The following is a 23,221-nucleotide window of genomic DNA, read 5'->3' as shown; positions in this document are numbered from 1 at the left end:
ACCACGGTCAGGAATGCCGTGTGACATCCGGGGTACATGCGATCTCGTCCGGGAGATGTGGGGAGACGGTGTGGGCATCCGCTACCAGGCATTGTCCGGCGTCGTGGGCGCGACGCCGGAACTGACGGTGTCCCCGCTGGCCGAGCGCAGCGGGCTGCGCATGGCGGGAGAGGTCGGGCTGGCGACACGCGAGATCTGGGAGCGCGCGCTGGAGCAGGCCGTGAACGGAGACGGAGACGGAGATGTGTACTACCTGGAACTGTCGTCGGTGACGTTCGTGGACGTCGCGGGCGTCGGAGCGCTGGCCTGCGCCGCCCAACGGCTTCCGGACGGCCGGCGGATGGTGCTGCACCGGCCGCCGCCGGTGCTCCGGCGCGTGCTGGAGACGTTCTGGCCGGACCTTTCGGCGATCGAGGTGTCGATGTCATGAGTGCCGCGGCCGAACCCTTCGAGCCCGTCGACCCCTTCGATCCCGCCGATCCCTTCGAACTCCTCGAATCCGTCGGGACCGTGGAGTACACCGACCCGTTCGCCCACCCCGCCCTCTTCTACGGCGGCGAACGGGAGTACCTCGCGGGCACCGTCTCCTTCGTCCGCGCCGGACTCGCGGCCGGCGACCCCGTGGCGGTCGCCGTGCCCGGCGAGAACCTCGCCCTCATCCGGGACGCGCTCGGCTCCGACGCCGACGCCGTACGGCTCCTGGACATGCGGGAGGCCGGGCGCAACCCCGGCCGGATCATCCCCGGCGTGCTGCGTGCCTTCGCCGACGCCCAGCCGCCCGGCCGGCGGGTGCGGATCATCGGCGAGCCGATCTGGGCGGGCCGCGACGACACCGAGTACCCCGCCTGCGTCCAGCACGAGGCGCTGATCAACGCCGCCTTCACGGGCCGTGCGGTGAGCATCCTGTGCCCGTACGACACCCGGCGGCTCGCCCCGCAGGTGATCGCCGACGCCTACGCCACCCACCCCACCGTCATCCACGCCGGTTCCGGACCGGAGGTGCACAGCGGTGCCTACGACCCCGACGACGTCGTCGCCCGCTACAACGAACCGCTCCCGCCCGTCCCCGACGTGCCGGCCCTCTCCTTCGACGCGGACGGCCTCGCGCCCGCCCGGCACACCGCCACCGACCTGGCCGCACGGCTTGGCCTGACCGGTGTGCGCCTCCAGGACCTCGCGCTCGTCACCGCCGAGCTGACCACCAACAGCGTGGTGCACGGTGGCGGTTCGGGCACGTTGCGGGTGTGGGCCGAGGACGGCCATGTGCTCTGCGAGGTGCGCGACAAGGGCCGCCTCACCGACCCCCTGGCGGGCCGCCGCCCCGCCCCCCGCGAGCAGCGCGGCGGCCGCGGGCTGCTCATGGTCAACCTCGTCGCCGACCTGGTGCGCGTGCACACCGACGCGGACGGGACCACGGTCCGCTGCTGGTTCGCCTGCTGACAGGCCCATCTGACCTGCGTCTTCTTGACCCGCGTCATCGTTTCGCCGTGCCGGTGCGCGGGCAGGGTTGGAGCAGCGTGGTCCCGGTCCAAGGACCACGGGTGGGGGGAGCGCGGCGGTGCCTGACCATGTGTGCACAGGGGACGGGCGACGGTTACGGGTGGAGGAGTCGGGGGATCCGAGGGGTCGTCCCGTGTTCCTCCTGCACGGCATGCCGGGCAGCAGGGTGGGGCCCAAGCCCCGCTCGATGTTCCTCCATCAGCGCGGCGCCCGGCTGATCAGCTACGACCGCCCCGGCTACGGCGGTTCGGACCGGCTCCCGGGGCGCCGGGTGGCGGACGTCGTCCAGGACGTCGCCGATGTCGCCGACGCCCTCGACGTGGACCGGTTCGCGGTGGCCGGCCGCTCCGGCGGCGCCCCGCACGCCCTGGCCTGCGCGGCCCTGCTGCCCGACCGGGTCACCAGGGCGGCGGCGCTGGTGGGCTGGGCGCCGCGGGACGCGGAGGGCCTGGACTGGTACGCGGGCATGGCGCCCTCCAACGTCACCGACCTGAGCACGGCGGCCAACGACCCCGAGCGGTTCGCCGCCCGGCTGATCCCGCGGTCCGCCGCCATCCGCAGCGATCCCGCGCGCCTGCTGGAGGAGTTGCGCGAGGACCTCACCGCCGACGACCGGCTGATCGTCTCCGACAACACCATCCGCTCGATGCTGCTGCGCAACTACCGCGAGGCGCTGCGTACGTCGCCCTACGGCTGGATCGACGACGCCCTCGCCCTGACCGGGGCGTGGGGTTTCGACCCGGCCCTGATCGAGGTGCCGGTGCTGCTGTGGCACGGCCAGCACGACGTCTTCTCGCCCGCCTCGCACGCCTCCTGGCTCGCCGACCGCATCCCGCGCGCCACGGCCGTACTGGAGCCGACCGCCGCGCACTTCGCCTCGCTGCGCGCGCTGCCCGCCGTACTGGACTGGCTGCTCAGCGCCCCGGTGGAGGCGGCATGAGAGACCGGTGCGCACAGCCGGCGGCTCAGACGGACAGCGGCTCCAGATCCCGGTAGATGCGGCGCTCGCGCATCGCCACCTGGTTGATGCCGTTGTCCTCGCCGAGCAGTAGCCGCAGTTCCCTCATCGCCTCCTCCCGCAGGGCGCGGGCCTCGCCCTCGCGGCCCAGCGCGCGCAGCGTGAGTCCCAGGTTGGTGACCACGGCCAGTGTCTCGGGGTGGTGGCTGCCCAGGGCCTCGCGCAGCGGCGGCAGGGCCGCCTCGTCGCGCTGCCGGGCCTCCTCGAAACGCCCCTGGTCGAAGAGGACGTTGGCGTAGTTGACGCTGCAGAACAGGGTGTGCGGATGGTGTTCCCCGAGCACCTCCGTCATCCGTGGCAGCACCCTCAGGAACACCGTCTCGGCCTCGTCCAGGTCGTGGCAGCCCCAGTGGAAGATGCCGAGGTTGTTCAGGGCGGCCTGGGTGTACGGGTGGGCCTCGCCCGGCACCTTCATGTACTCGGCGAGCGCCTCCAGCGCCACCTCGCGGGCCCGGTCGCGCTCGTCCGCCGCGAACAGGTCCGCCGCCAGGTTGAGATCGCAGGCCAGCGAGTCGGGTGTGGGGGCCGCGTACTGCTGGTTGTACTCCTTGCGGGTCGCCTCCGTCAGCCGGCGGGCGTCCTCGAACTGGCCGTTGCGGCGCAGCGACACGGCCAGTGACTTGGCGCACCGCAGGGTGCCGGGGAAGTCCTTGGTCAGCAGCCGTTTGTGGGAGGCGTACGTCCGCGACAGGATCGACACCGACTCCGCGTACCGTCCGACCTCCCGCAGGTCGCGGCCCAGACGTTCCGCCGAGGCCAGCGTGTAGGGGTGGTCGGGCCCGAGGACGGCGGTGCGCCGGTCCAGGGTGTCCTGGTCGATGGCGCGGGACTCGGCGTAGTTGCCGACCATGCGCAGGGCGAGGGCGAGGTTGTTGGCCGCGCTGAGCGTGCGCCGGTGGGACTCGTGGAAGATCTCGCTGAACCCGGTGTGCGCGGTCTTGGCCAGCTCGACCGCCTTGGAGTACTCGCCCAGGGCCGCGAGGTCGCTGGAGAGCGCCGACATGGTGGCGTAGGTGTGCGGATGCTGTTCTCCCAGGGCCTCGCGCTGCCGTTCCAGCACGTCCTCGCCGGTGTCCCGCGCCTCCACGTAACGGCCCTGCGAGCGCAGCACGTTGGCGAGGTGGAACCGCAGGTACAGGTACTGGCCGTCGGCCTCGCCGAGGACCGGCTTCCAGTGCTGGAGCAGATCGTCCACGAGCCGGTTGGCGGCCTGGAAGTCACCGCGCTTCCACTGGTAGCGGACCCGGTCGATGAGCAGCCTGCGGGTGTCGGCCTCATGGCAGTTGCGGGCCTCGGAGGCGGCCAGGTGCGGCCAGATGATGGAGAACTGCGGCCAGGTCTTGGGGTCGTCTATGGGCTCGTCGCCGTCGGGCCGGGCGCCCGCGAGGACGGTGTGCACGACGTGCCGGGCCTCCCACTGCTCCTCCTCGGGCATCTGGGAGCGGATCACCGCCTGCACCAGGCGGTGCACCTGGAGGCTGTTGGTCTTCTGGTCGACCTTGGCGAGCGCGAACCGGCCGATCTCCTTGATCACCCTGCCGAGCAGCAGACTGTCCTGGAGGGACGGGTCGTAGGGCTTCAGGGCGGCCAGCATCTCCTTGCTGTAGAGGAGCTTCTGGGCGATCGGTTCGGGGGCGAGGAACGCGCACAGCTGGAGCAGCCGCACCGCCGCAGGAGAACGTTTCTCCAGCTGGGCGATCGACACGTTCCAGGTGGCCGCGACCGTGTGCTGGTAGTCGGACGGCGGGTTGAGGGCGAGCACCTCGGTGGTCTGGCGGGCCAGCTGCCGCAGATAGTCCTCGATCGGGGTGGCGGTCTCGGCCAGCCAGGCCGCCGCCTGCTCCACGGCCAGCGGCAGGTCGCCGACGGCCTCCGCGACCCGGTCGGCGTCCGCGGCCGTCAGGCCGCCGTTCGTCCGGCGGGTCAGGTGCTCGATGCTCTCGTCGCGCTGGAAGACGTCGATCTGCTGGGAGGTGCCGTGCTGGGACCAGGCCTGGTTGCGGGAGGTGAGCAGGATGTGCCCGCCGTCCCCGGTGGGGAGGTGGTCGGCCAGGTCACGGGGGTCGCCGACGTTGTCGAAGACCAGGATCCACCGCTTGGTCGGCAGGCCCCGCGACAGCCGCTGCACGGCCTCCTGGGCGGCCTTGGTCATGTCCTCCTGGGTGCGGGTCGCGCCCAGCAGCGGGGCGAGTTCGGCGAGGGAGGCGACGACGTCGTCCACGTGCTCGGCGGAGATCCACCACACCAGGTCGTAGTCGGCCATGAAGCGGTGCACGTACTCGATGGCCAGCTGGGTCTTGCCCACCCCGCCCAGGCCGAACAGGGCCTGCGGCTGCGGCGGCCCGGACAGGTCGCCCAGCTGGTTGCGGATCCGGTTCATGATCGGGTTGCGGCCGGTGAAGGTGGTGTTGCGCTGCGGGGCGTTCCAGATGCCGGGCCGGTTGCCGGGGAAGCGCGGGGCCGTCGAGGTGCTCTCCACCGGCTGGAGGGGCAGGTCCAGGGCCCGCTGGAGCGCGGTCACGCACTCCGTCTCGTCGAGCCGGTGCAGATCCACCGTCGGGTCCATCAGCGGCACGTCCTCGACCCGCAGCGGCACCACCGGCCCGCGCGCGGCGTCCGCGGCGGTGTCGGCCATGGCCCGCCAGACGGAGTCGGCGTAGCGGGAGTCCTGGAAGGACCTCGACTGGAGGATCAGCGTGTGGGCGGTGGCGTCGGTCGGCTCGACGGGGCCGGTGGAGATCTCGTGCAGGGTGACCGCGCAGCCCGACCGCTTCAGGACGTGCTCGACCCAGTCCGCCCACATCCGCTTCTCCGCCGCGTACGCCACCACGACGTCGGCCACGGTGGTCAGCGGCCGGCGCCTGAGATAGGCGTCGCGGCAGCGCAGCCGGATCGGCTCGGGGATCGGCGGCAGCGAGGTGACCTCGCGGTCGGAGATGACGGCCGTGAGCCGTTCGAAGGCCGACAGCAGCGAGTTGGCGATACCGCTCTCGTCGCCGACGGTGGCCAGGGTCTCCTCGTAGGCGTAGTACGGGCGGTACGGGATCTCGACGTTGCCCCAGTAGGCGCTGAGGTCCTCGTGGCTCAGGGGCCGGCCGTCGGCTCCCTTGGGCAGTCCGTCGAACCGGGTGCGGGCCAGCGCCCGGCCGGCGTCGACCTTCTCCTTCTCGCCCTCGTCGATCCGCATCGGCACCGGCAGGACCCGGATCCGCCGCGGCCGGTAGCCCTCCTCGACACTGCGCGCGACCACCGCCGCGCCCTCCAGCGCCTGGTCGCTCAGGGTGAAGCAGTCCACCAGGACGTCGGGCATCTCCATGGTGCAGATGTCGGCGTTGTCCGACAGCCCGGTGCGGCTGTCGATCAGGACGTAGTCGTACGTCGCCTTCATGCTGGCCCGTAACTCCCTGAGGAACGTGCCGCCGCCGAGGCGCTCGTAGAAGTTGTCCCACTCGAAGGAGGTCACCGCCGCCGAGTACGCCCGGTCCTGGCGGCCCGCGGAGAGGAAGTCCAGGGAGCCGCCCTCCGGGAAGTGCAGGTCGAAGCGCTCGGGGCGGATCGACACCGCGTGCTGCTCGACCTGCGCGTAGGGCACGTGCCAGTCGTCGGGGCGCTGGGTGCCGGTGGTCGCGGCCCAGGCGTAGTCCTGGATGATGTTGATGACGCCCGGAGTCGCCGACAGCGCCTTGGCGTCCAGGAACGGGTGGAAGAAGCGGTGCAGGCCCGGCGCCTCCAGGTCCCAGTCGACGGCCAGCACGCGTTTGCCGTTCGCGGCCAGGATCCAGGCGGTGTTGGCGAGGGCCATCGTGCGCCCGGTACCGCCCTTGTACGAGTAGAAGGTGATGATGCGTCCGTTGCGCGGCCCCGTCATCGTGCTTCTCCTCCGTGGTCGGGTCCGCCTTCCGGGTACGGCGGCTGGATGGGGCCCATGAGCCGGGGCCTGGGCACGTGCGGACCCGGCGGCGGGTGGGCCTCGGCGTGCTTGAGGTACTGCCGGGTGGTGTGCGCCACCACCGAGGGCAGCACATCGGTGAACGCCTTGAGCGTGGGGACGCCGTTGACCGCGATACGGCAGTCGGTGTGCCGGCCGCGCTCCAGCGTCAGCGGCAGGGTCCGCTCGAACTCGGCGGTCAGCCGCTGCCCCTCCTCGCCGTGGCACTGGAGGTCGGCGCGGTTCCACGGGACGATGGCGCTCACCCACGGCTGGGAACGCGCGTCGAACTCCTTCAGCCGGCGCCGCCGGGCCTCGTCGGTCAGCGTCCACCGGTCGACGAGCAGGATGCGCGGATGGCCCGTCTTGCCCTCCTCGTCGCCGTCGGGCACGGCGGGCCCGTCGGTGTCCTCGTCGTCGAAGGAGGAGACGGTGATCCGGTAGTCGAGCGAGCGGATCAGCTCCTCGGCGAGCGCGGGCAGCGGGCGCGTCGACTCGGAGTGGTAGGGGTTCCAGTCCTGCGCGTCCTCGCCGTAGGGCCGGGGGTCGCGGTCCCCGGGGACGGTGTCCCGGGTGGGCGCGGCCACCGTCAGATGGATGCGCCGCGGTTCCTTGCCGCGTGGCCGGAAGGCGCTGGGCGTGCTCTCGTAGTCGCGCGGCCTGCCGGGCATCAGCGGTGACTCCTCGGCCACCTGGACGATCCGCTGGGCGAGGGCGAGGACGGTCTCCTCGTACTCGTCGCGCAGCCGGCTGAGTTTGATGAGGCCGTAGATGCCGTTGGTCGCGTAGCGGTCGCCGAAGGTGGTCCGGTCCAGGTGGATGTGCCGGATGGAGTCGGGCAGCTGGGCGAAGTCGACGCGCGTCCACAACGCGGGCACGATGGCGGAGACGTCCTGTCCGCCGGCCGCTTTGGCGTGCAGCAGGCGCTCGTTGAAGGCGTACAGCTCCCGGCCGCACATCTCGCTGGAGAAGTAGCGCGGCGACAGCAGGGGCACGAACACCCGGCAGTTGGCCAGGTTCTCGCTGAGCTTGCGCGGCCAGCCCACGCCCGAGCCCATCTCCCGGTCGATGAAGCCGACATCGGCGCCGGCGGGCAGGTCGGTGAGCGCCATGATGTGGTTGCACAGGTCCCGGTAGAGCAGATGCACCCAGTGGTCGGGGTCGCCGCCGCCCGATCCCCAGGGCGGGGTGTGGGCGTAACTGAGGAAGAAATAGGGCTGCCCCGTGGTCGGCTGCCCCCACTCCCCGTCAGGTGTGTCCACACGCCCCCCTGCGCGCCGATGACCCGGACCGGCCAAGTCACCCGAACCGGAACAACAATGTGCCCGACTACCGGCCCGGACGGTTCACCAGTTTCACGTCATTCCGGAGGCGATATCCGGACAGCCGCCCGCAAACGTCGTCGACGACGGCCCGCATTCCGCACAGCGTCACCGATTTCCCCTTCCATTCCCCCCGGGTGAGGAGTTCACCCGGAATCCGCGCGCCCATCACCGCGAAGTCCGTGTCGTCCAGGGCGAGATCGTCGTACGAGATCCAGTTGCCCTTGTCGCCGACCACACACCGGTAGGTCCGCCGGGGCGGCGGCGGAACCATCCGGTACTCGGCCAGATGCAGGGCGCTGCACACCTCGAACCCCACGCGCAGCAGCAGCACCTGGGCGTCGGCCTCGTAGAGCCGGGCGAGCGGGGAGCGCTCGCCGAGATGGCAGTGCGGGTCGTGCTCCGACAGCAACTCCCGTGCCCGCGGCCCGAGTCCGGCCAGCGAGGTCTGCGGATGCGCGCTGCGCACCGCGCCCGGTGTGGTCCGTACGCACTCGGCGAGCGCGCCCATCGACGGACAGGGCGTGGCGTCGGGTTCGAAGGGGAGCATCGCCGCGCGGAACTCCCGGGCCTCGGCCTCGGTCATCCCCTCGACGCGGGCACGATGGGCGCGGGAGGTGTCCGAGTTCTCCGGCGTGAACGCGGGCACCACGAGCGTGCCCCCGGGACCGAGCGCGACCCGCAGCGCGTCCAGCACCCGCACGGGGGACGTCCCGGTGCCGCCCAAGGAGGCGTGCACCATGAGGACGCCACCTGGGCGGATCCCCAACTCGCTGAGTAAGCCGGACAGTTCGGCCGCTCCGCTCATGCGCCGACCGCCCGAGCCGCCCGTTCCTCCCTGAGCTGGGCGAGCAGTTCCCGGCCGGTCTCCGTGAGCTCCCGGTCCGGCAGGGCGGCCAGCGCGTCCAGCGCCCGCCCGGCCCGCGCGAGCGCCTGTTCCCCGCCGGGCGACCGGTGCCCCCGGTACGCCAGGTCGGCGAGCCCTTCGACGGCCTCGGTGAACAGCCGCCCGGCCCGGTTGCCCGGCACATGCAGATCCGTCGTCGCGCGCAGCGCGGCCAGCCGGGCGCGGCGCCCGAGGCGCGGCAACTCCCGTACGAGATCCAGAGGACGGAAGTCGACGGGCACCCCGAGCCCGCCCAGCCCCTCGGTGTCGAGCTGCAGCTCGGACCCGGCCACGAGCGGGGTGACGGCCCCGACCCGCAGGGCGTTGGGGTCGTCGTCGTCCTCGGGCCCCTGCTCCGCCCGGAGCTTGCAGGCGGTCCGCAGGAGATCACCGAACGCCGTCAGGGCGCCCTCCGCCAGCGGAGCGACCACCGGCGCGGCGAACACGGCGCGCAGCGGATCGGCGTCGTCGACGAGCAACTGCTTCGTGTCGGACACCGAGATACGCGTCAACGGCCGCCAGACGTCGGTAGGTTGGTCCCCGACGACGAACCGGGTGCCGTCGGCGGTACGGACGTCCAGCTCGTGTCCGGCCAGGGTGGCCTCGACGCGGCCGGGCGCGGGCAGGGTGAGCGTGCCCAGCGTCGGCAGGTGCAGATCCGGGTCCGCCTGGTGCCAGGCGAGCCGGATCGGGGTGCGTGCGTGCCAGGCCGCGGCCACGGTGGCGGCGGCGAAACGGGCCGTCGAACTGCCGGCGGGACCGGCCTGGCGCAGGGAGAGGCGGACATAGGGATGGGACAGGACCCGGTTGAGGTGCCTCGCGGTGTCCGCGTCCGCGTCCAGCCGCGTCAGCTCCCGCCAGACGGCGTCCCAGTCCGGGTGCCCGGCCAGCCGGGCGCCGGCGTAGTCCAGCAGGGCGAAGTCCTGCTCCTGCTGGGCCGAGCGCAGGGCCGCGGGGCCGAAGACGGCGGGGGACAGGGGCCGTTCGGTGATCCGCTCCGCGATCCCCTCCACCAGGGCGCGCAGGTCCGAGCAGAAGACGGAGGGATTGTCGAAGTCCCGTGCGGAGCTGTACCGGTGGCCGTACAGGCCGCCGCCGCAGGACTCCACCACCGGGCAGGCGCGGCAGGTCTCGGAGAGCCCGAGCAGACCCCGCTGCCGGGCCTGGACGCCGTGGTGCCGGGCGAACCGCTCGAAGTCGTGGTCCCGCACGTTGTAGCCGGTGGCGGGGGCGCCCGCGTACGCGGTCTTCAGCCAGTCCGCCTGCTCGAAGCTGCCGTCCGTCTCCACGACCGCCAGGTCGGAGGGCGCCAGCCCCATGGCCTCGGTCAGGCTCGGGCCGCCGCGCAGCGTGCTGAGCACCGAGTCGAAGGTCCGCACCCGCACCGTCCGGCCCTGCTCCGTCCAGCGGTCGAAGATCGCCAACAGCCAGTCGGCGTACGGCGTCGGCGAACCGGAGGAGCCGCGTGGCGGTGGGCTGTCCCACGTGGAGTGGGGCAGCAGGTAGTCGATCCGCGGGGGCGCCAGCGAAGTGAGGGCGTCGTGCACCACGACCGGGTCGTTCTCCACGTCCACCGTGCACAACAGGCCGCCGAACAGATGGCGGTACTCGGGGTCGCGCAGCAGATCGATCGCGCGCAGCACCCGGTCGTAGCTGCTGCGGTCCCTGCGGTCCAGGCGGTGCCGGTCGTTGGCGGCCTGGTCGCCGTCGAGTGAGACGCTCACCATGACGTCGAATTCCCGGAAGACGTCCAGGTGACGCCGGCTCAGCTGAAGCCCATTGGTGTGGATGCGCAGATCGAGTTCACTGATACCGGCGAGAGCGGAGCTGAACTCCGTGCAAAGAGAGCGAATTCGTGCGGGACCCGCCAGAAGTGGCTCGCCCCCGTGTAAAATCACGGTCACGGACGACAACTTGTGTGAGCGCGCGTACTCGGCGAATCGCCGGGCGACTTGACGGACCGTCTCCTCGCCGATGACGACCGGTCGGGTCTTCCAGCTCTTGTCCGCGTGCTCGTACACATAGCAGTGGTCGCACGCCAGATCACATCTACTGTGGATCTTCAGGACGAGTTGCTGGAGTGGGATGTCCCCCGTGGTGTTGCTCACTTACCACAGGCTAATGCTTCCCGCCACAACTGCCTGCTGATTCTCGGCCAAGTGGGCTACAGCACAAGTGTGTTGTGATATCAGACAGAAGCGGCACCCGGCCGACTGCACCTGCCGATAACCGCGGCAGGTGCAGCCTTGACGGAACGACGCCCGCTACTACAGCGAATGCTACAAAGACGAGTCGAAGGTGCTGTTGCGCCGGCTGGGAGAGCTGGTCACCCGCTCCGCCGCCTTGACCGCCGACTCGGGCAGGGGAGCCCCCGGTGCGGTGAGTCGCCCGTGGGAGGCGGAACGGGCGGTGCTCCCGCGTTCCATGACGGTCTGAGACTTCATCTGTCTGATGCTCCTTCCAGAGGAACCGGCATGTCCCCGGCCCAATGGGACCAGAGGTCCGGCGTTCGGATTCGAGCATGAGACAGAGACAGCCTGGGTTGTAGGGCGGACCCTACCAACAGGAGACGGCCACCGGAGCATGGCGCAAGGGGCGCATTCGCACTCATACTCGGATGTCCGGCACTGCATGCCATCGGGGGTGGTCCATGAGAGCCGCTGCGCCGGGTCCCGGCACGACATTGAGCGAGGATGACTTACCCCCGCTCTTCCGTACAAGCGATCGCAGCGCGATCCTCCATCAGAGTGAGACGTTCCGTTCGGTGCGGTGGCAGCTGGGCGTGCTGCTGTCCGCCACCGCCGCGGCGATGTTCGCGGAGCGCACCGGCAGCGACGCCGCGGCGGTCGTCTCCGCCCTGCTGTACGCCCTGACCATCGCCATCGGGCTGTACTCCGCCCGGCGCCGGGCCCGCGCGCACTGGCAGGCGCACCGGGCCGTCGCCGAACTGCTGAAATCGCTGGCCTGGCAGTACATGGTGCACGGCGGAGTCCTCCACTCCCGGGTCCCTAACGCCGACGCGGTCTTCGCGGAGCGGCTGGAGGAGCGCCTCAGCGAGCTGCGCAAGGTCGGCTGGGAGGACCCGAGGAACGGCCCCGCCGGCCGGGGCGCCGGCCAGATCACCCCGACCATGCGGGCGGTGCGGGCCAAGACCTTAGAGGTCAGACGGGACATCTACCTGCGCGAACGCCTTCTGGAGCAGCACGCCTGGTACCGCCGCAAGGCTGCCTTGGCACACCGGTCGGCGGCGCGCTGGTCCTCCGTCACTGCGTCCTTGACCCTGCTCGCCCTCCTCGCGGCCGTGCTCAGGGCGGCCGACGTGATCGGCCGCTGGGACCTGACCGGCCTGTTCAGTGCGTCCGCCGCGGCGGCGGTGGCCTGGCAGGAGGTCCGCCGGCACCGCCCGCTGACCTACGCCCACTCCCTCGTCGAGCAGGACCTGGAGACGCTGCGGGTCGAGATGACGACGACCGTGACCGAGGACCAGTGGCCCGCGAAGGTGGCGGAGGCGGAACGGCTGGTGTCCCCGCAGCACTCGGACTGGCTTGTACGGTTCGGAAATTGACGGTACGTCAGTAAAGGTGGGCTGCTCAGGGATCGCGCCGCACCCCGGGCTCCCACAGCACCGTCACCGGCACCCCGGTGCTCCGCGCGTACGCCACCACGTCACCCGTGCCGCCGACGCCACGCGCCGGATGCCCGTCCCACACGGCGACCAGCTGGTCGGCGTGATCCACGATCCAGCGCCCGGCGGCCAAGTAGGCCCGCTCGTGGGTCGGTTCGACCGGCAGGTCCACCCGGTGCGCGCACGCCTTGAGGAGCCTGCGGTACGCGGACTGCGCCTCGTCGCCGCCGAGATGGGCCTCGTAGTCCATGCCCGGGATGACGGCCGTCACCGGTATCCCCTTGTCCAAGGCGATGTTCGCGAACAGTTGATCCGCGCCGGCCGCGAGGGAACTGAGCGCCTCCAGGCCGCGCTCGCCGCCGAGTTGTCTGCGCATGCCCGAGCGCACCGCCGGGAGGATCGACGTGGGGATCGAGCGGTGTCCGGTGACACCGATGCGGGTGACGGTTCCAGGCACGGATGCGTCCTCTCACCCTGGACGTCGGTGCGCCCACCTTAACGCCGGGACACGAGCCTTCGTAGGGGCGTGCGGGCTCACAGGGGCGACTGCCAGACGGTCGTCGTGCCGTCCTCGCTGTCCGCGCGCCCGTCGTCGTACACCGTCAGCCGTACGGCGTCCCGGTCGTCCGGAAGCGTCGCCGTCGCGTCGACCGAGACCTCGACGCGGGTGACGTCCGGGCGGCGGGAGGCGGTGGCGAGGGCGCGGCGCAGGGCGGTGAGCAACTGGCCGGCGACCCGGTCGGGGACGCGGTGCTCGACGGGGCCGGTGAAGTGGGCGGAGGGCTTGAAGCCGAGCAGCGCGGCGGCGCCGGCCGTCTCCTTCAGGACCCTGGCGCGGAGACCGGTCGGGGCGTCGGCGGGCGGCTGTTGCAGCGCGAAGATCGCCGTACGGACCTCCTGGACGGTCCACTGGAGTTCGTCGACGGCCCGGCCGAGGGTGGCGTGGACGTCGTCGTCCGGGCACCGGCGCCGGGTGGACTCCAGCATCATGCCGGTGGCGAACAGTCGTTGGATCACCAGGTCGTGCAGATCGCGGGCGATGCGGTCGCGGTCCTCGTAGACGGCGAGGCGGGCCCGGCTGTGCCGGGCGTCGGCGAGGACCAGGGCGAGGGCGGCCTGGGAGGCGAACTGGACGGCCAGCAGCCGTTCGGCCGGCGTGTACGGGCGCTCGCCGCGGCGGCGGGGCAGGGCGAGGGTGCCGATCAGCCGGCCCTCCGCCTGGAGCGGCAGCATCATGCTGGGCCCGAACCGGTGCCGCACATGCGTGGTCATGCGCGGGTCGGTCGCCGAGTCCTCGACGAACACCGGTTCCCCGCCGAGGAGTTGCTCCAGGACCGCGCTGCCGGGCTCGATGGTGGTGCCGACGATGCCGACCGGGTCGTCGTACGTCGAGGCGGTCACGATCTCCATGCCGCCCGCCGGGGTGGGCTGGAGGATGACGCCCGCGCAGGCGTCGGCGAGGATCCGGGCCCGCTCGGCGACCGTCGTCAGCGCGTCCGCGGCCACCTCGCCGGCGAGCAGCGCGGTGGTGACGGCCGCGGCGCCCTCGATCCAGCGCTCGCGCTGCCGGGCCGCCTCGTACAGGCGGGCGTTGCCGATCGCGATACCGGCCTGCGCGGCGAGGACGTGCAGCAGCTGTTCGTCCTCGGCGGTGAACGGGGCACCGTACCGCTTGTCGGCCAGGTGGAGATCGCCGAACGCCTCGCCGTCCACATGGATCGGCACGCTGAGGAGCCCGGGCGACGGGGACACCGGGGCCGCGGTGCGGATCTCCGCGAGGCCGTCCTGCCCGGGGTCCCGCGTGCCGAGCGCCGCGCACCGGGCGCCGGTCAGCTCGGCCGCACTGTCCACGATGCGCTGGAGGGTGGTGCGCAGTTCGAGGTCGGTGCCGACGCCCAGGACGGCTTCGAGGAGAGGGGACAGGCGGGGGAGGGGGCCGCTCATGCGGGGCGCGTCAGGTGGCCAGCGGGTCCAGTGCCAGTGGCTCGATCCGGCCCTCCAGCATGTAGCCGAGGCCCTGGGCGGCACACACGTCCGGCCGCTCGGCGATGTGCACCGGCATGCCCGTCGCCTGCCGCAGCATCTGGTCGAAGCCGGGCAGCAGCGCGCTGCCGCCGACCATCATGATCCCGCGGTCGGCGAGATCGGCGACCAGGTCGGGCGGGCAGTTGCGCAGCACCCGGCCGATGCCGTCCAGGACGGCGGTCAGCGGGGTCTCGATCGCGTCCCGCACGGCGGCGGTGTCGACCTGCACGGAACGGGCGAGGCCGGTGGCCACGTCCCGGCCGTGGATCTCGGTGGAGGCGGGGCCCTGCGGGGTGAGGCCGTTGCCGGAGAGGGTCAGCTGAAGCGGTCGTACGGACTGGCTGGGCAGCATCAGCTCGTGCTCGTGACGCAGGTGCTGCACGATCGCGTGGTCCACGGCCTCACCGCCGACCGGGATCCGCTCGGCGGTCACGATCGACCCGAGGGAGAGCACGGCGACCTGCGTCGCGGCTGCCCCGCACACCATGATCATGGTGGCCTCCGCCCGCTCGACGGGCAGCCCGCAGCCCACGGCCGCGGCGATCAGCGTGTCCACGAGCTCCACCCGCCGCGCCCCGAGCCCGACGAGCGTCTCGATCGCCGCCCGCTGGGCCAGCGGGTCGGCGTCGTGCGGGGTGCAGGCGGCGGCCCGCAGCCGGGGCTTGCGGCGCAGCGCGCGGCGCATCTTGTCGCCGAGCAGATGCCGCAGCATGCGCTGCGCCATCTCGATGTCGACCACCGTCCCACCGGACACGGGCCTGACGACGCGGATGTAGTCGGGCGTACGGCCCGTCATCTTCTCCGCGAACTCGCCGACCGCGATCAGCGCGCCGGTACGGGTGTTCACGGCGGCGGCGGACGGCTGGTCCACGACGAGCCCGGCCCCCTTCACGTACACCCGCGTCCTCGCCGCACCCAGATCGACGGCGAAGTGGCAGCGGCGCAGCTGCTCCAGACTGGCGGTCATGGCAGGTCCTCCCGAGAGCACAGACCGTGGCCGCGCCGGGTGGCGGGCCTCACTGGCATCGTGTGGGGGGTGAGGGCGGGGCGCCTTTTATGGTGGGCCGGGTGGGGAGCGGCTGAATGGGGGTTTTGTCATCCGCGCCCTATGGAGGGGAGCGTAAAGGGTCTGACGTGGGGTCACAGGGCGCGGGCGGCGTCCAGGAGAGGTTCGAGGGAGGTGAGGATTTCCTCGCAGCCGGCCTTGCGGAGCCGCCGTTCCGTGGCGGGGATGTCGGCGTAGCCGATGCAGCGCAGGCCCAGGCGGGTGGCGGCGGTGTGTTCCGCGGCGGACGAGGTGAGCAGGAGGCCGGTGGGCGTGGGGCGGCCGGGGAGCTTCAGCGCACGCAGCAGGCAGTCCGGGTTCGGCATCAGCAGGGCGAGGTTCTCGCTGCGGCCGTGGACGTTGCTCTGCGGAAGGCCGTGGTGGCCCAGGCAGCGCAGAGCGGCCTGCTTACTGACGTCCGTCACGACCTCCACGCGGCGCCCGGAGCCGTTCAGGGCGCGGATGAGCGCGTGGGCGTCCGGGGTCGGATAGGTGTTCCGGACGGCGCGCAGCTCGAGGTCGTCCAGGCGTCGTCGTAGATCTGGTCCGAGGCTGCTGCCGGCGAAGGCGCGGAGCACCTCCAACGGGTGCACGAGCTCCTCCTGCAAGGGGATCGGCCCGCCGGGGCCCGTGAGAGGGCGGCCCTCCAGCGCGTCGGCCGGATCGCGGTCCTCGACGGCCAGGGAGAGGAGTTCAAGGGCGGCGCTGCGGGCGGCCCTCGTCGTGAAGAGGCGGGTGAGGGGGCCGTCGAAGCCGATGAGGACGGTTTCGGCTCCGCGGAGGACGGTGGTGAGGGGGGAGTGGGACGGGGGGCGGGTCTGTGACGCGGCTGTCTGTGGCGCGGGCGCCGGATCGCCCTCCGGGGTCAGCCCCACCGAGCAGGTCACCGACAGGCCCGGCACCGGCCATTTGCGCAGCCCGCTGCGGAGTGCCTGCTGGGCGGCGCCCGCGCGGCGCAGGGGGTGGCGGCGGGTGATGCGAGCCGCTTCCTTCAGAAGGTGTTCGAGAAGGATCTCGGAGACGTTCTCGGTCTCGGCCCGCACGAAGGCGACCGGGTCGTCGACGTGCCAGGACAGTTTGACGGACGCCGCGAAGGCTCCGCCGCCGGAGCTCGGCAGGGAGACCGAGTGGGCGGCCTGGTGGACGGTGAGGTCGACCTCGTAGTACGCCATGGGCCGCGGCGGGCGCCTGCCCCAGGGATGAGCCGGGTCGAGAAGGGTCAAGGGGCCGTCGGGCGGGGAGAGTACGACGGCCGTGCGACCCGGTTCCGGGGGATCGAGCCGGGTGACGTCCCCGGTGCGGAACGCGCCGCGCACCAGGTCGCGCGACTCGGTCTGCGGCGGCGACAGATGCAGCGGGCAGTACCAGGCGACGGGCGAGGTCTGGTCTCCCGTCCACAGCGGCTGGAAGCGTCCCGCGTCCGCGGCCGAGCTGTTCGCGAACTCCTCGTGCAGCGTGGGGGAGACGACTACCGTCACATCCGCCGACGAGTCGTCGAGAACGCCCTGCACCTGCGGCGGTACGACGGGCTGGCCCGGGCCCGCGAACCACGGACTGTGCCAGAACGTGACCCGGACCTGCGGCGGGTCGTCCAGTGCGGCGAGGTGCCCGGGCAGTCTGCGCAGTACGGCGACCAGGACGGGCAGCACGTGTGCCTCGGGTTCGGTGAGGACGACGTAGCCGTTGTCGCGGGCCAGTACCTCGTACTGGTGCGTGGGCAGATCGCCGCGGGCCAGGAGGCTGGTCACGGCCTGGCCGAGGGTGTCGTACGGGTCCTCGCCGCCGGAGATCTCGAAGACGATCGTGGGCCGCGAACGCTCCGGTGCGGTGCGCAGGTCGCGGTACAGCTCCTGGAAGGTGGGGTCGAGGGGGTCGGTGTACTGCCGCTGCCAGTGCTCCTCGTAGGACTCGTACGCCTCGATGGCCTCGGTGATCCGGCCCTGGCCCTTCAGCGCGAGGATGTGTAGGCGGCGGAAGTCCTGACGGTCGGGGTGCTCCTGGATGAGGGGGGCGAGGTCGGCGGCGGCCTGGGTGAAGTCGCCGAGTTCCAGGTCGAGTTCGGCGCGGGTGGCGCAGAGGGTGAGGCGCAGGGCGCGGAGGCGGGTGCGGGTGGCCCGGGCGGCGGGGCCGGGGATGTCGGCGAGGGGGTCGCCGTACCAGAGGGCCAACACCTGCTGGACTGTGGTGCGTCGGGCGCGGAGGTCCTGGGTGCGGGAGGCAAGCAGCATCTCGCACTGGAGTACGTCGACGTAGGCGTCCGGTGCGTGGAGGGCGTAGTGGTTCCGAGCTCTGGCGATGGTGCCCGGTCCGAGGAGCCGCCGCAGCTCCAGGGACAGGTGGCGGACAGCGGTGTCGGGCTCGGCGGGCGGTTGCTCCCACAGGCCTGAGGCCAGCTCGGCGCTGGGCACCCGGCAACCCTGTCTGAGGACCAGCATGCTCAGCATGGCCAGTGCCTCCGGGGACGGCACAGGGTTGTGGCCGAGGCGCGGGGGACCGAGCAGGGTGATGTGCAGTGGCTCCGTCCACCCGGTGTCCGCGGCGTCCGGTTCGCGCCGGGCCAGGCCCTCCAACAGATCGCGGAACGCCTGCGGGTCGCTCGCCACGCTGTGGTGAACCGACTGCTCGCCCAAGGTGAACCGAGTGAGCACGGCCGTACCGTACGGCTTCAGCAGGACGCCGTCCCAGCCCTCCGGGCCACGCACCAGACCGCGTGCATGGATCGCCTGAAGCCCCGATTCGACGCCCCGTCGCACCCGCTCGTGCACACCGGCGGAGACTCCCGGACCGCTGCCCGACTCCAGCTCGGCCACGGTCACCCCCTCGATGAACTCCGCGACCATATAGGGCTGTTCACCCTCCATGCCGAAGTCCACCACCGGCACCACGTTCGGATGCCGAAGCTCGGCCAGCACGGCCGCCTGCCGCAGGAAGAGGTCCGGACCCGACGTCTGCTCCGGATACCGGTGGACCACCACCCGCCGCTCGGTCCGTACGTCCACCGCCTCCCACATCCGCTGCCCCGCGATCCTCGCCTCCACCGGCCGATACCGGCCCAGGACCAGCCCCTCCCCGGCCCCGCTCCCACCCAGCCGCCGTACCGTCTCCTCGCTCACCGTCGCGAACACCGCACCCCCGCCCCCCGCCTCCGCCCGGAACTCACCCGCCGTCAGCCCCGCCTGCTCGTCGATCAACCCGCCCACCCGTGCGAGGAATTCACGCGTACGCCCGCGCGCCGTACGCGGCAGGGTCCGCAGCAGCAGATCCCGTACGCCGGGACGGAACGCGTACGAACCCGGCGGGCCCGGCACCGTCGTGAGCATGCCGCTGAGGATCACCTCGGCGAGGTGCTGGGGGCGTGGGCTGCCTTCCAGGGCGCGTTGGACGAGGCGCATGACCGGCAGGGAGGGGACCGCGAGGGAGAGATGGCCGGCGAGGCGGAAGGCTTCCGGGGACGCGGTGGCGCGGAAGTGCAGGACCAGGTCGCGTGGGGGGAGGGAGGCGATGTCGGGCCTTGACGGCTCGGCGACGCCGGTGGGCGCGGGCGGCAGCCGTGCCGCCGCACCCGGCATCCGGGCACCGCCCGGATCGGCGATCAGCGCCGCCCAGTTGGCGAGCCAGGCCGGGCCTGGTTCCAGGACCGGGAGGGTGAGCGCGGAGGCGGGGGCGCGTGGCGCGTCGGGGTCGTACGGAGTGAAGGCGAGCATTGACGACGGGGCCGCGGTGGACGGGGCCGTCAGCAGGCCCGGTTCGGCGGGGAGCGCCGTGGTGGGCCACAGCCGCTCGGGCAGCGGCTGTACGACGGCCAGCGGCATACGGGTCGCCCAGCGGCGGAGTGTGCGGTACCAGCGTTCGCCCGCGGGGCCGGGGCGCCATTGCGGGCCCATGCAGTCGCTGATCACCAGGGTGACGGTGCGGCCGTCCGCGAGGGCGGGGACGTGGTGGGCGCGGCCGTCGGGGCCAGCCAGATGCAGGGTAACCGTGCGGAAGACGCCCGACTGAGCGAGCACGGTGTGCAGTTCGCGGACCAAGGGGCGCCAGACCGGCATCGTGGGGCCGGTGTCGTACACCAGGTTCAGGCGCAGCCAGCGGTCCAGCGCCGGGCGAAGGACGGGTAGCCACACGTCCGGGCGCGCGCCGAGGCGGGCGATCCGGTCGGCCGTGGCCAGCTCGTCCAGCACACGCGCGGGGGGCGCGGGGACGCGTCGCTTCAGGGGGCGTAGGGCGCGCTGCAGTGCGAGCGGGTGGGGCAACATCGGCGGTGCGGGGGCGAGGAGTTGGGTGGTGGGGGTGCCGGTCCGCTCGGGCAGGTGCAGGGGGATGCGGCCGTCGGGGGCCGGGGGCGGTGGGGGAGCCGGTGGCGGGCCGGGCTTCGGCCGGGGGGCCGGGTGTGGTGATACGCCGACGGGGGCGGGCGCCGGGCGGCCGGCGGGCGTGGGCTTCTCGGGTGCCTCGCGATGACTGCCCGGCGTCGCCAACTTCTGTGCCAGCCACAGCAGTTCGGCCAGCTCGCGAGGGGTCGGGCCGGGCGTCCCGGAGCCTGCCGCGGCGGCCAGCGCCGCCGTCAGCCGTACGACGGCGGACGCGTCGTCGCCGGTCAGGGGGCCGCGAGCCGTCCTGGGACCGCCCGGCTCCCCGGCCCTCCTCGGTCCCCCGCTCCCGTCGTCAGAACCCATCGCCGTCCGCCGTCGCGCTCAGGTAGGGCATCAGCTGCTCGGCCAGGTGGTCGCGGGACTCGGCGTCGAGGCCTGCCACGCCGGTGAGGTAGATGGCGTTGAGGAGCTGGTCCGTTGCCAGTTCGCCGCTGGTCGCGCGGTCCAGGAAGCTTTTGATGAGGGACTGCATCTGGTCGTTCGGGGCGCCGAGGTGGGCGCGGACGATCTCGGTGAGCTGTTTCTGGTCGGGGCGGCGGAGCTTCAGGCGTACGCAGCGGCGCAGGAAGGCCGGCGGGAACTCGCGCTCGCCGTTGCTGGTCAGGACGACGAAGGGAAAGGCGCGGCAACGGACCCGGCCGCGTCGCACGGGGACCGGGGCATCCGTGCCGTCCGTGAGGACCTCGGCTGTGCCGTCCGCCGAGTGGCGGGCCGCGCGGACCAGTTCGGGGATCTCGAACTGGCCCTCCTCCAGGACGTTCAGCAGATCGTTGGGCAGGTCGAGGTCGCTCTTGTCGAGCTCGTCGACGAGGAGGGCGCGGGGACGGTCGTAGGGGAGGAGCGCCGTGCCGAGCGGGCCGAGACGCAGATGGTCCTCGACGCCGCCGCGGTCGCGCCCTCCGCCGGGGCGGGCCGCGTAGAGGCGGGACAGCGGGTCGTACTGGTAGAGGCCGTCGGCGAGGGTGCTGCGGCTGGTGATGTTCCAGCGCAGGACCGGGCCGAGACCCAGCTCGCGCGCCACCGCGTACGCCAGTGACGACTTGCCGGTGCCGGGCGGGCCGGTGACCAGCAGCGGGCGGCGCAGGCAGAGGGCGGCGTTGACGAGCTGGACGCTCTCCGGGGTGGCCACGTAGGTGCGGGCGCGGTGCAGCCGGTCGGGCGAGACGGCTGCCTCGTCGTCGGTGTCGCCGGGCGGCGGCAGCGCGGGCCCGCCGTCGAACGCCCGCCACGGGGGCGGGGCGGGCAGGTCGGTGATGCCGTCGTGCGGTTCGCTCTTGCCGGTGTAGACGGACCAGTGCGGCATGGTGCGGGTCTCCGGTCTCGGGGCGGACGGACGGTCTCAAGCGACGGTGAACCGGGCATCGCCGAGGGGGAGTTGGGCGTGCTGGACAGCCGGGCGGGGGGCGCTCCGTGCCACGGGTGACCGCAGGTGCGCCACTTCCTCGTGCGGGTCGGTGAAGCAGCGTGGGTCGTCCCACAGGAGCTGGATGTCCCGCGCCCAGTGCCCGTCCTTCGCCTCGGCCTTCCGGCGCAGGGTGAGGACGGTGCGCGGGAGTTCGGCGGGCGGTATGCGGGAGACGTGGGCGTCGAGTTCGTCCAGGAACGCCGTGCCCGGGCAGTCGTCCCCGCAGCCGTCCGGCTCCCCGCAGCCCCGGCGCGACCACACGATCACCGGAGCCGGGGCGGTGAGCGACGTCTTGAAGTGCTCGCTGGTGCGGGCCGCGTCCGGGGCGGTGGCGAAGCCCGCGAGGCAGTGCTCCGACTCGAGCAGGGCCAGCCGCAGTTCGCTCGGCTGACCTGGACGGCCGCACGCGACCCGGTGCACGCTGGCGCCGGTGCGGGAGTCGAGCCGGTTCCAGGCGCGGGTCAGGGCGTGCCGGGTGCGGGCCCTGCGCCGTACGTGGTCGGTGACGACGACCGGCAGGGCGAGACCGAGCGGGGTGTCGTCCTCGGCATCGCTCTCCCAGCGGTCCACCGGCCAGTCGAGCCAGTCACGGGGCAGCACGAACGCGATCAACTCTTCGGCGCCGGGAGTCAGTCGGCAGAACGCCGCCTCGATGCCGTCCTGGACGCAGGCCCGCAGCCGGGTGTGCGGCACGGTGTCGGAGGCGACCGGGTGGCGGCGGCCCCCGCTGTACGCCGACACCTCCACGCGGACCAGATCCTCGCCCGCGCCACTGTGCCCGAGCTCGATCAGGATGGGCGCCCAGTCGGGCCGTGCCGTGCTCCGGTGCACGGCGGGTGTGGCGAGGAGGCTCTCCAGGCGGTCCGCGAAACGCGTCGCCGTCTCCGGGTCGTCCAGCTCGCCCTGTACGAACCATGCCGCCGACCACAGGGAGTCGAACCCCTCGGGCGGGGGCGGCGGGTCGAGTTCGCCGGCCGCGTCGGAGTAGAGCCGTACGGGATCGCAGTCCAGGCCCGCGCGCACCGCCTGCTCCACGAGTCCGCGCAGCCGCCGCCGGGCGGCGGGGGCGCTGCCCGAGGCCGGGACGAGGCCTGCCAGACCGGGCCAGTGGCGCTCGATGACGTCCGTCGGCATCATCCGGCCCGACAGGACTCCCTTCGCGCCGGCCGCCGCCGTGACCATGCCGACGACCTCGCCGGTCTCGACCAGAGTGACGGCGGCGCCGCTGAAACCGGCGACGAGCGGCTGGCCGTACCCGCTCCACGCCTCCAGCTGAATCCACTCGCCGCCGACCAGCACCGGACCCGTGGTGCGGTACTCGGCGAGCGTGCCCTCGTCCCAGCCGGCCGGGAAGCCGTACGCGACGAGCTTGCGCTCGCCGTGCGCGGTGACAGCCGGCGCCAGCGCGGCCGGGGCGATGGCGACCTCCTCGGCCAGCTCCAGGACGGCCAGGTCGCCCGGGTCGGCGGGGCCACCCGCCCAGTCGCCGTGCGCGACGACGCGGGCCGGGACGGCGGGGGACCCCGGGCGCTGCGGGAAGGACACGGTGAGCGGACCACGGTCGAGCGCCACATGGGCGCAGGTCAGCACGGTGCCGGGGGCCACCAGGAAGCCCGCGCCGGCCACCTCGCCCGCACACTCGACGCGGGCGTGCCACTCGGCGCCGCTCATGACCTGGCCGGGGTCCAGGTGAGCTTGACGACCAGATGGCCCTCGGCGGTGCCCTTGGCGATGATCGCGCCCGCCTCGGCGGACAGCTTCACGCCGAACTCGATCTCCACGCCGTCCGGTTGGAGCGCACCGTCCCGGAACACCCTCAGCGCCGCCTCGGCCGCAGAACGCACCCCGTCGAGGGCGTTCTCGAAGGTGCGGGCCGCCTGCACCGTGCCGTCGCGGGAAACGAGACGGGAACCCGTCACGTCGTCGGCGGCCTCGACCGCGATCACCGCACCGTCACCGGTCTTGAACTCGACCAAGCCTTCCATGATGCCCCCGTCGTCCGGTGGAACCGAGCCCGTGGAACCGAGCCCGTTCATTGTTCCGGACGGCAGGAAGAGTTGTCCCGGTTTCGCGGCGGCACCGCTTCCCTGGGACGGG

Annotated in this window: 16 protein-coding genes; 4 read left to right on the top strand and 12 right to left on the bottom strand. The window is 72.6% G+C overall.

Translation table 11 applies throughout. The features are described from left to right. Nucleotides 1-70 precede the first annotated feature (70 nt). The 3 genes from SLINC_RS14775 to SLINC_RS14765 all read left to right on the top strand — a co-directional run bounded on the left by SLINC_RS14775 (nucleotide 71) and on the right by SLINC_RS14765 (nucleotide 2,440). Complete coding sequence (locus SLINC_RS14775; protein WP_397793579.1) at nucleotides 71-430, top strand: STAS domain-containing protein; 360 nt, start codon at nucleotides 71-73, stop codon at nucleotides 428-430. Beyond that, nucleotides 427-1,440, top strand: coding sequence for a sensor histidine kinase (locus SLINC_RS14770; RefSeq protein ID WP_079164536.1), 1,014 nt, complete (start codon nucleotides 427-429; stop codon nucleotides 1,438-1,440). The genes SLINC_RS14775 and SLINC_RS14770 overlap by 4 nt, the downstream gene beginning before the upstream one ends. Before the next feature lie 118 nt (nucleotides 1,441-1,558). Further along, complete coding sequence (locus tag SLINC_RS14765) at nucleotides 1,559-2,440, top strand: alpha/beta fold hydrolase (protein WP_067432126.1); 882 nt, start codon at nucleotides 1,559-1,561, stop codon at nucleotides 2,438-2,440. 25 nt (nucleotides 2,441-2,465) lie between these two features. On the opposite strand, the gene fxsT is transcribed toward SLINC_RS14765, so the two are convergent. From fxsT to SLINC_RS47960, 5 genes are all read right to left on the bottom strand, one after another. Further along, nucleotides 2,466-6,386, bottom strand: a complete 3,921-nt coding sequence (gene fxsT / locus SLINC_RS14760) for an FxSxx-COOH system tetratricopeptide repeat protein (protein ID WP_079164535.1) — start codon at nucleotides 6,384-6,386, stop codon at nucleotides 2,466-2,468. Beyond that, complete coding sequence (locus tag SLINC_RS14755) at nucleotides 6,383-7,708, bottom strand: TIR-like protein FxsC (protein WP_159425339.1); 1,326 nt, start codon at nucleotides 7,706-7,708, stop codon at nucleotides 6,383-6,385. The genes fxsT and SLINC_RS14755 overlap by 4 nt, the downstream gene beginning before the upstream one ends. 67 nt (nucleotides 7,709-7,775) lie before the next feature. Then, nucleotides 7,776-8,576 carry an AAC(3) family N-acetyltransferase gene (locus tag SLINC_RS14750; RefSeq protein ID WP_067432122.1) on the bottom strand — a complete coding sequence of 267 codons (801 nt, stop codon included), beginning with the start codon at nucleotides 8,574-8,576 and terminating at the stop codon, nucleotides 7,776-7,778. Beyond that, entirely contained in the window at nucleotides 8,573-10,762 is a 2,190-nt protein-coding gene (fxsBH, locus tag SLINC_RS14745; RefSeq protein WP_079164534.1) for a radical SAM/SPASM protein FxsBH, inactivated beta-hydroxylase extension form, read from the bottom strand. The genes SLINC_RS14750 and fxsBH overlap by 4 nt, the downstream gene beginning before the upstream one ends. Before the next feature lie 171 nt (nucleotides 10,763-10,933). Next, nucleotides 10,934-11,098, bottom strand: coding sequence for a hypothetical protein (locus SLINC_RS47960; RefSeq protein ID WP_159425338.1), 165 nt, complete (start codon nucleotides 11,096-11,098; stop codon nucleotides 10,934-10,936). Between the two features lie 206 nt (nucleotides 11,099-11,304). Here SLINC_RS47960 and SLINC_RS14740 point away from each other — a divergent pair, with 206 nt between their 5' ends. Further along, entirely contained in the window at nucleotides 11,305-12,219 is a 915-nt protein-coding gene (locus SLINC_RS14740; protein ID WP_067432119.1) for a DUF4231 domain-containing protein, read from the top strand. A 25-nt stretch (nucleotides 12,220-12,244) separates the two neighbouring features. On the opposite strand, the gene SLINC_RS14735 is transcribed toward SLINC_RS14740, so the two are convergent. From SLINC_RS14735 to SLINC_RS14705, 7 genes are all read right to left on the bottom strand, one after another. Beyond that, nucleotides 12,245-12,736, bottom strand: a complete 492-nt coding sequence (locus SLINC_RS14735; protein WP_067432116.1) for a hypothetical protein — start codon at nucleotides 12,734-12,736, stop codon at nucleotides 12,245-12,247. A 77-nt stretch (nucleotides 12,737-12,813) separates the two neighbouring features. Further along, nucleotides 12,814-14,223, bottom strand: a complete 1,410-nt coding sequence (locus SLINC_RS14730; RefSeq protein ID WP_067432114.1) for a sensor histidine kinase — start codon at nucleotides 14,221-14,223, stop codon at nucleotides 12,814-12,816. A gap of 10 nt (nucleotides 14,224-14,233) precedes the next feature. Continuing rightward, nucleotides 14,234-15,271 (bottom strand): rod shape-determining protein, encoded by a 1,038-nt coding sequence (locus tag SLINC_RS14725; protein WP_067432112.1) that lies wholly within the window; start codon nucleotides 15,269-15,271, stop codon nucleotides 14,234-14,236. Between the two features lie 173 nt (nucleotides 15,272-15,444). Beyond that, nucleotides 15,445-20,022, bottom strand: a complete 4,578-nt coding sequence (locus SLINC_RS45890; protein ID WP_079164533.1) for an SAV_2336 N-terminal domain-related protein — start codon at nucleotides 20,020-20,022, stop codon at nucleotides 15,445-15,447. Further along, complete coding sequence (locus SLINC_RS14715) at nucleotides 20,012-21,022, bottom strand: AAA family ATPase (RefSeq protein WP_067432109.1); 1,011 nt, start codon at nucleotides 21,020-21,022, stop codon at nucleotides 20,012-20,014. The genes SLINC_RS45890 and SLINC_RS14715 overlap by 11 nt, the downstream gene beginning before the upstream one ends. A gap of 36 nt (nucleotides 21,023-21,058) precedes the next feature. After that, the gene (locus SLINC_RS14710) at nucleotides 21,059-22,795 is read right to left on the bottom strand and encodes a VMAP-C domain-containing protein (RefSeq protein WP_067432107.1); all 1,737 of its coding nucleotides are present in this window, start codon (nucleotides 22,793-22,795) and stop codon (nucleotides 21,059-21,061) included. Next, the gene (locus SLINC_RS14705; protein WP_067445334.1) at nucleotides 22,792-23,109 is read right to left on the bottom strand and encodes a CU044_2847 family protein; all 318 of its coding nucleotides are present in this window, start codon (nucleotides 23,107-23,109) and stop codon (nucleotides 22,792-22,794) included. The genes SLINC_RS14710 and SLINC_RS14705 overlap by 4 nt, the downstream gene beginning before the upstream one ends. Nucleotides 23,110-23,221: the final 112 nt, after the last annotated feature.

Source organism: Streptomyces lincolnensis, assembly GCF_001685355.1.
GTDB classification, from domain to species: Bacteria; Actinomycetota; Actinomycetes; order Streptomycetales; family Streptomycetaceae; genus Streptomyces; species Streptomyces lincolnensis.
The sequence above is the reverse complement of the archived record's forward strand: the minus strand, read 5'-3'. Positions and strand labels throughout refer to the sequence as shown.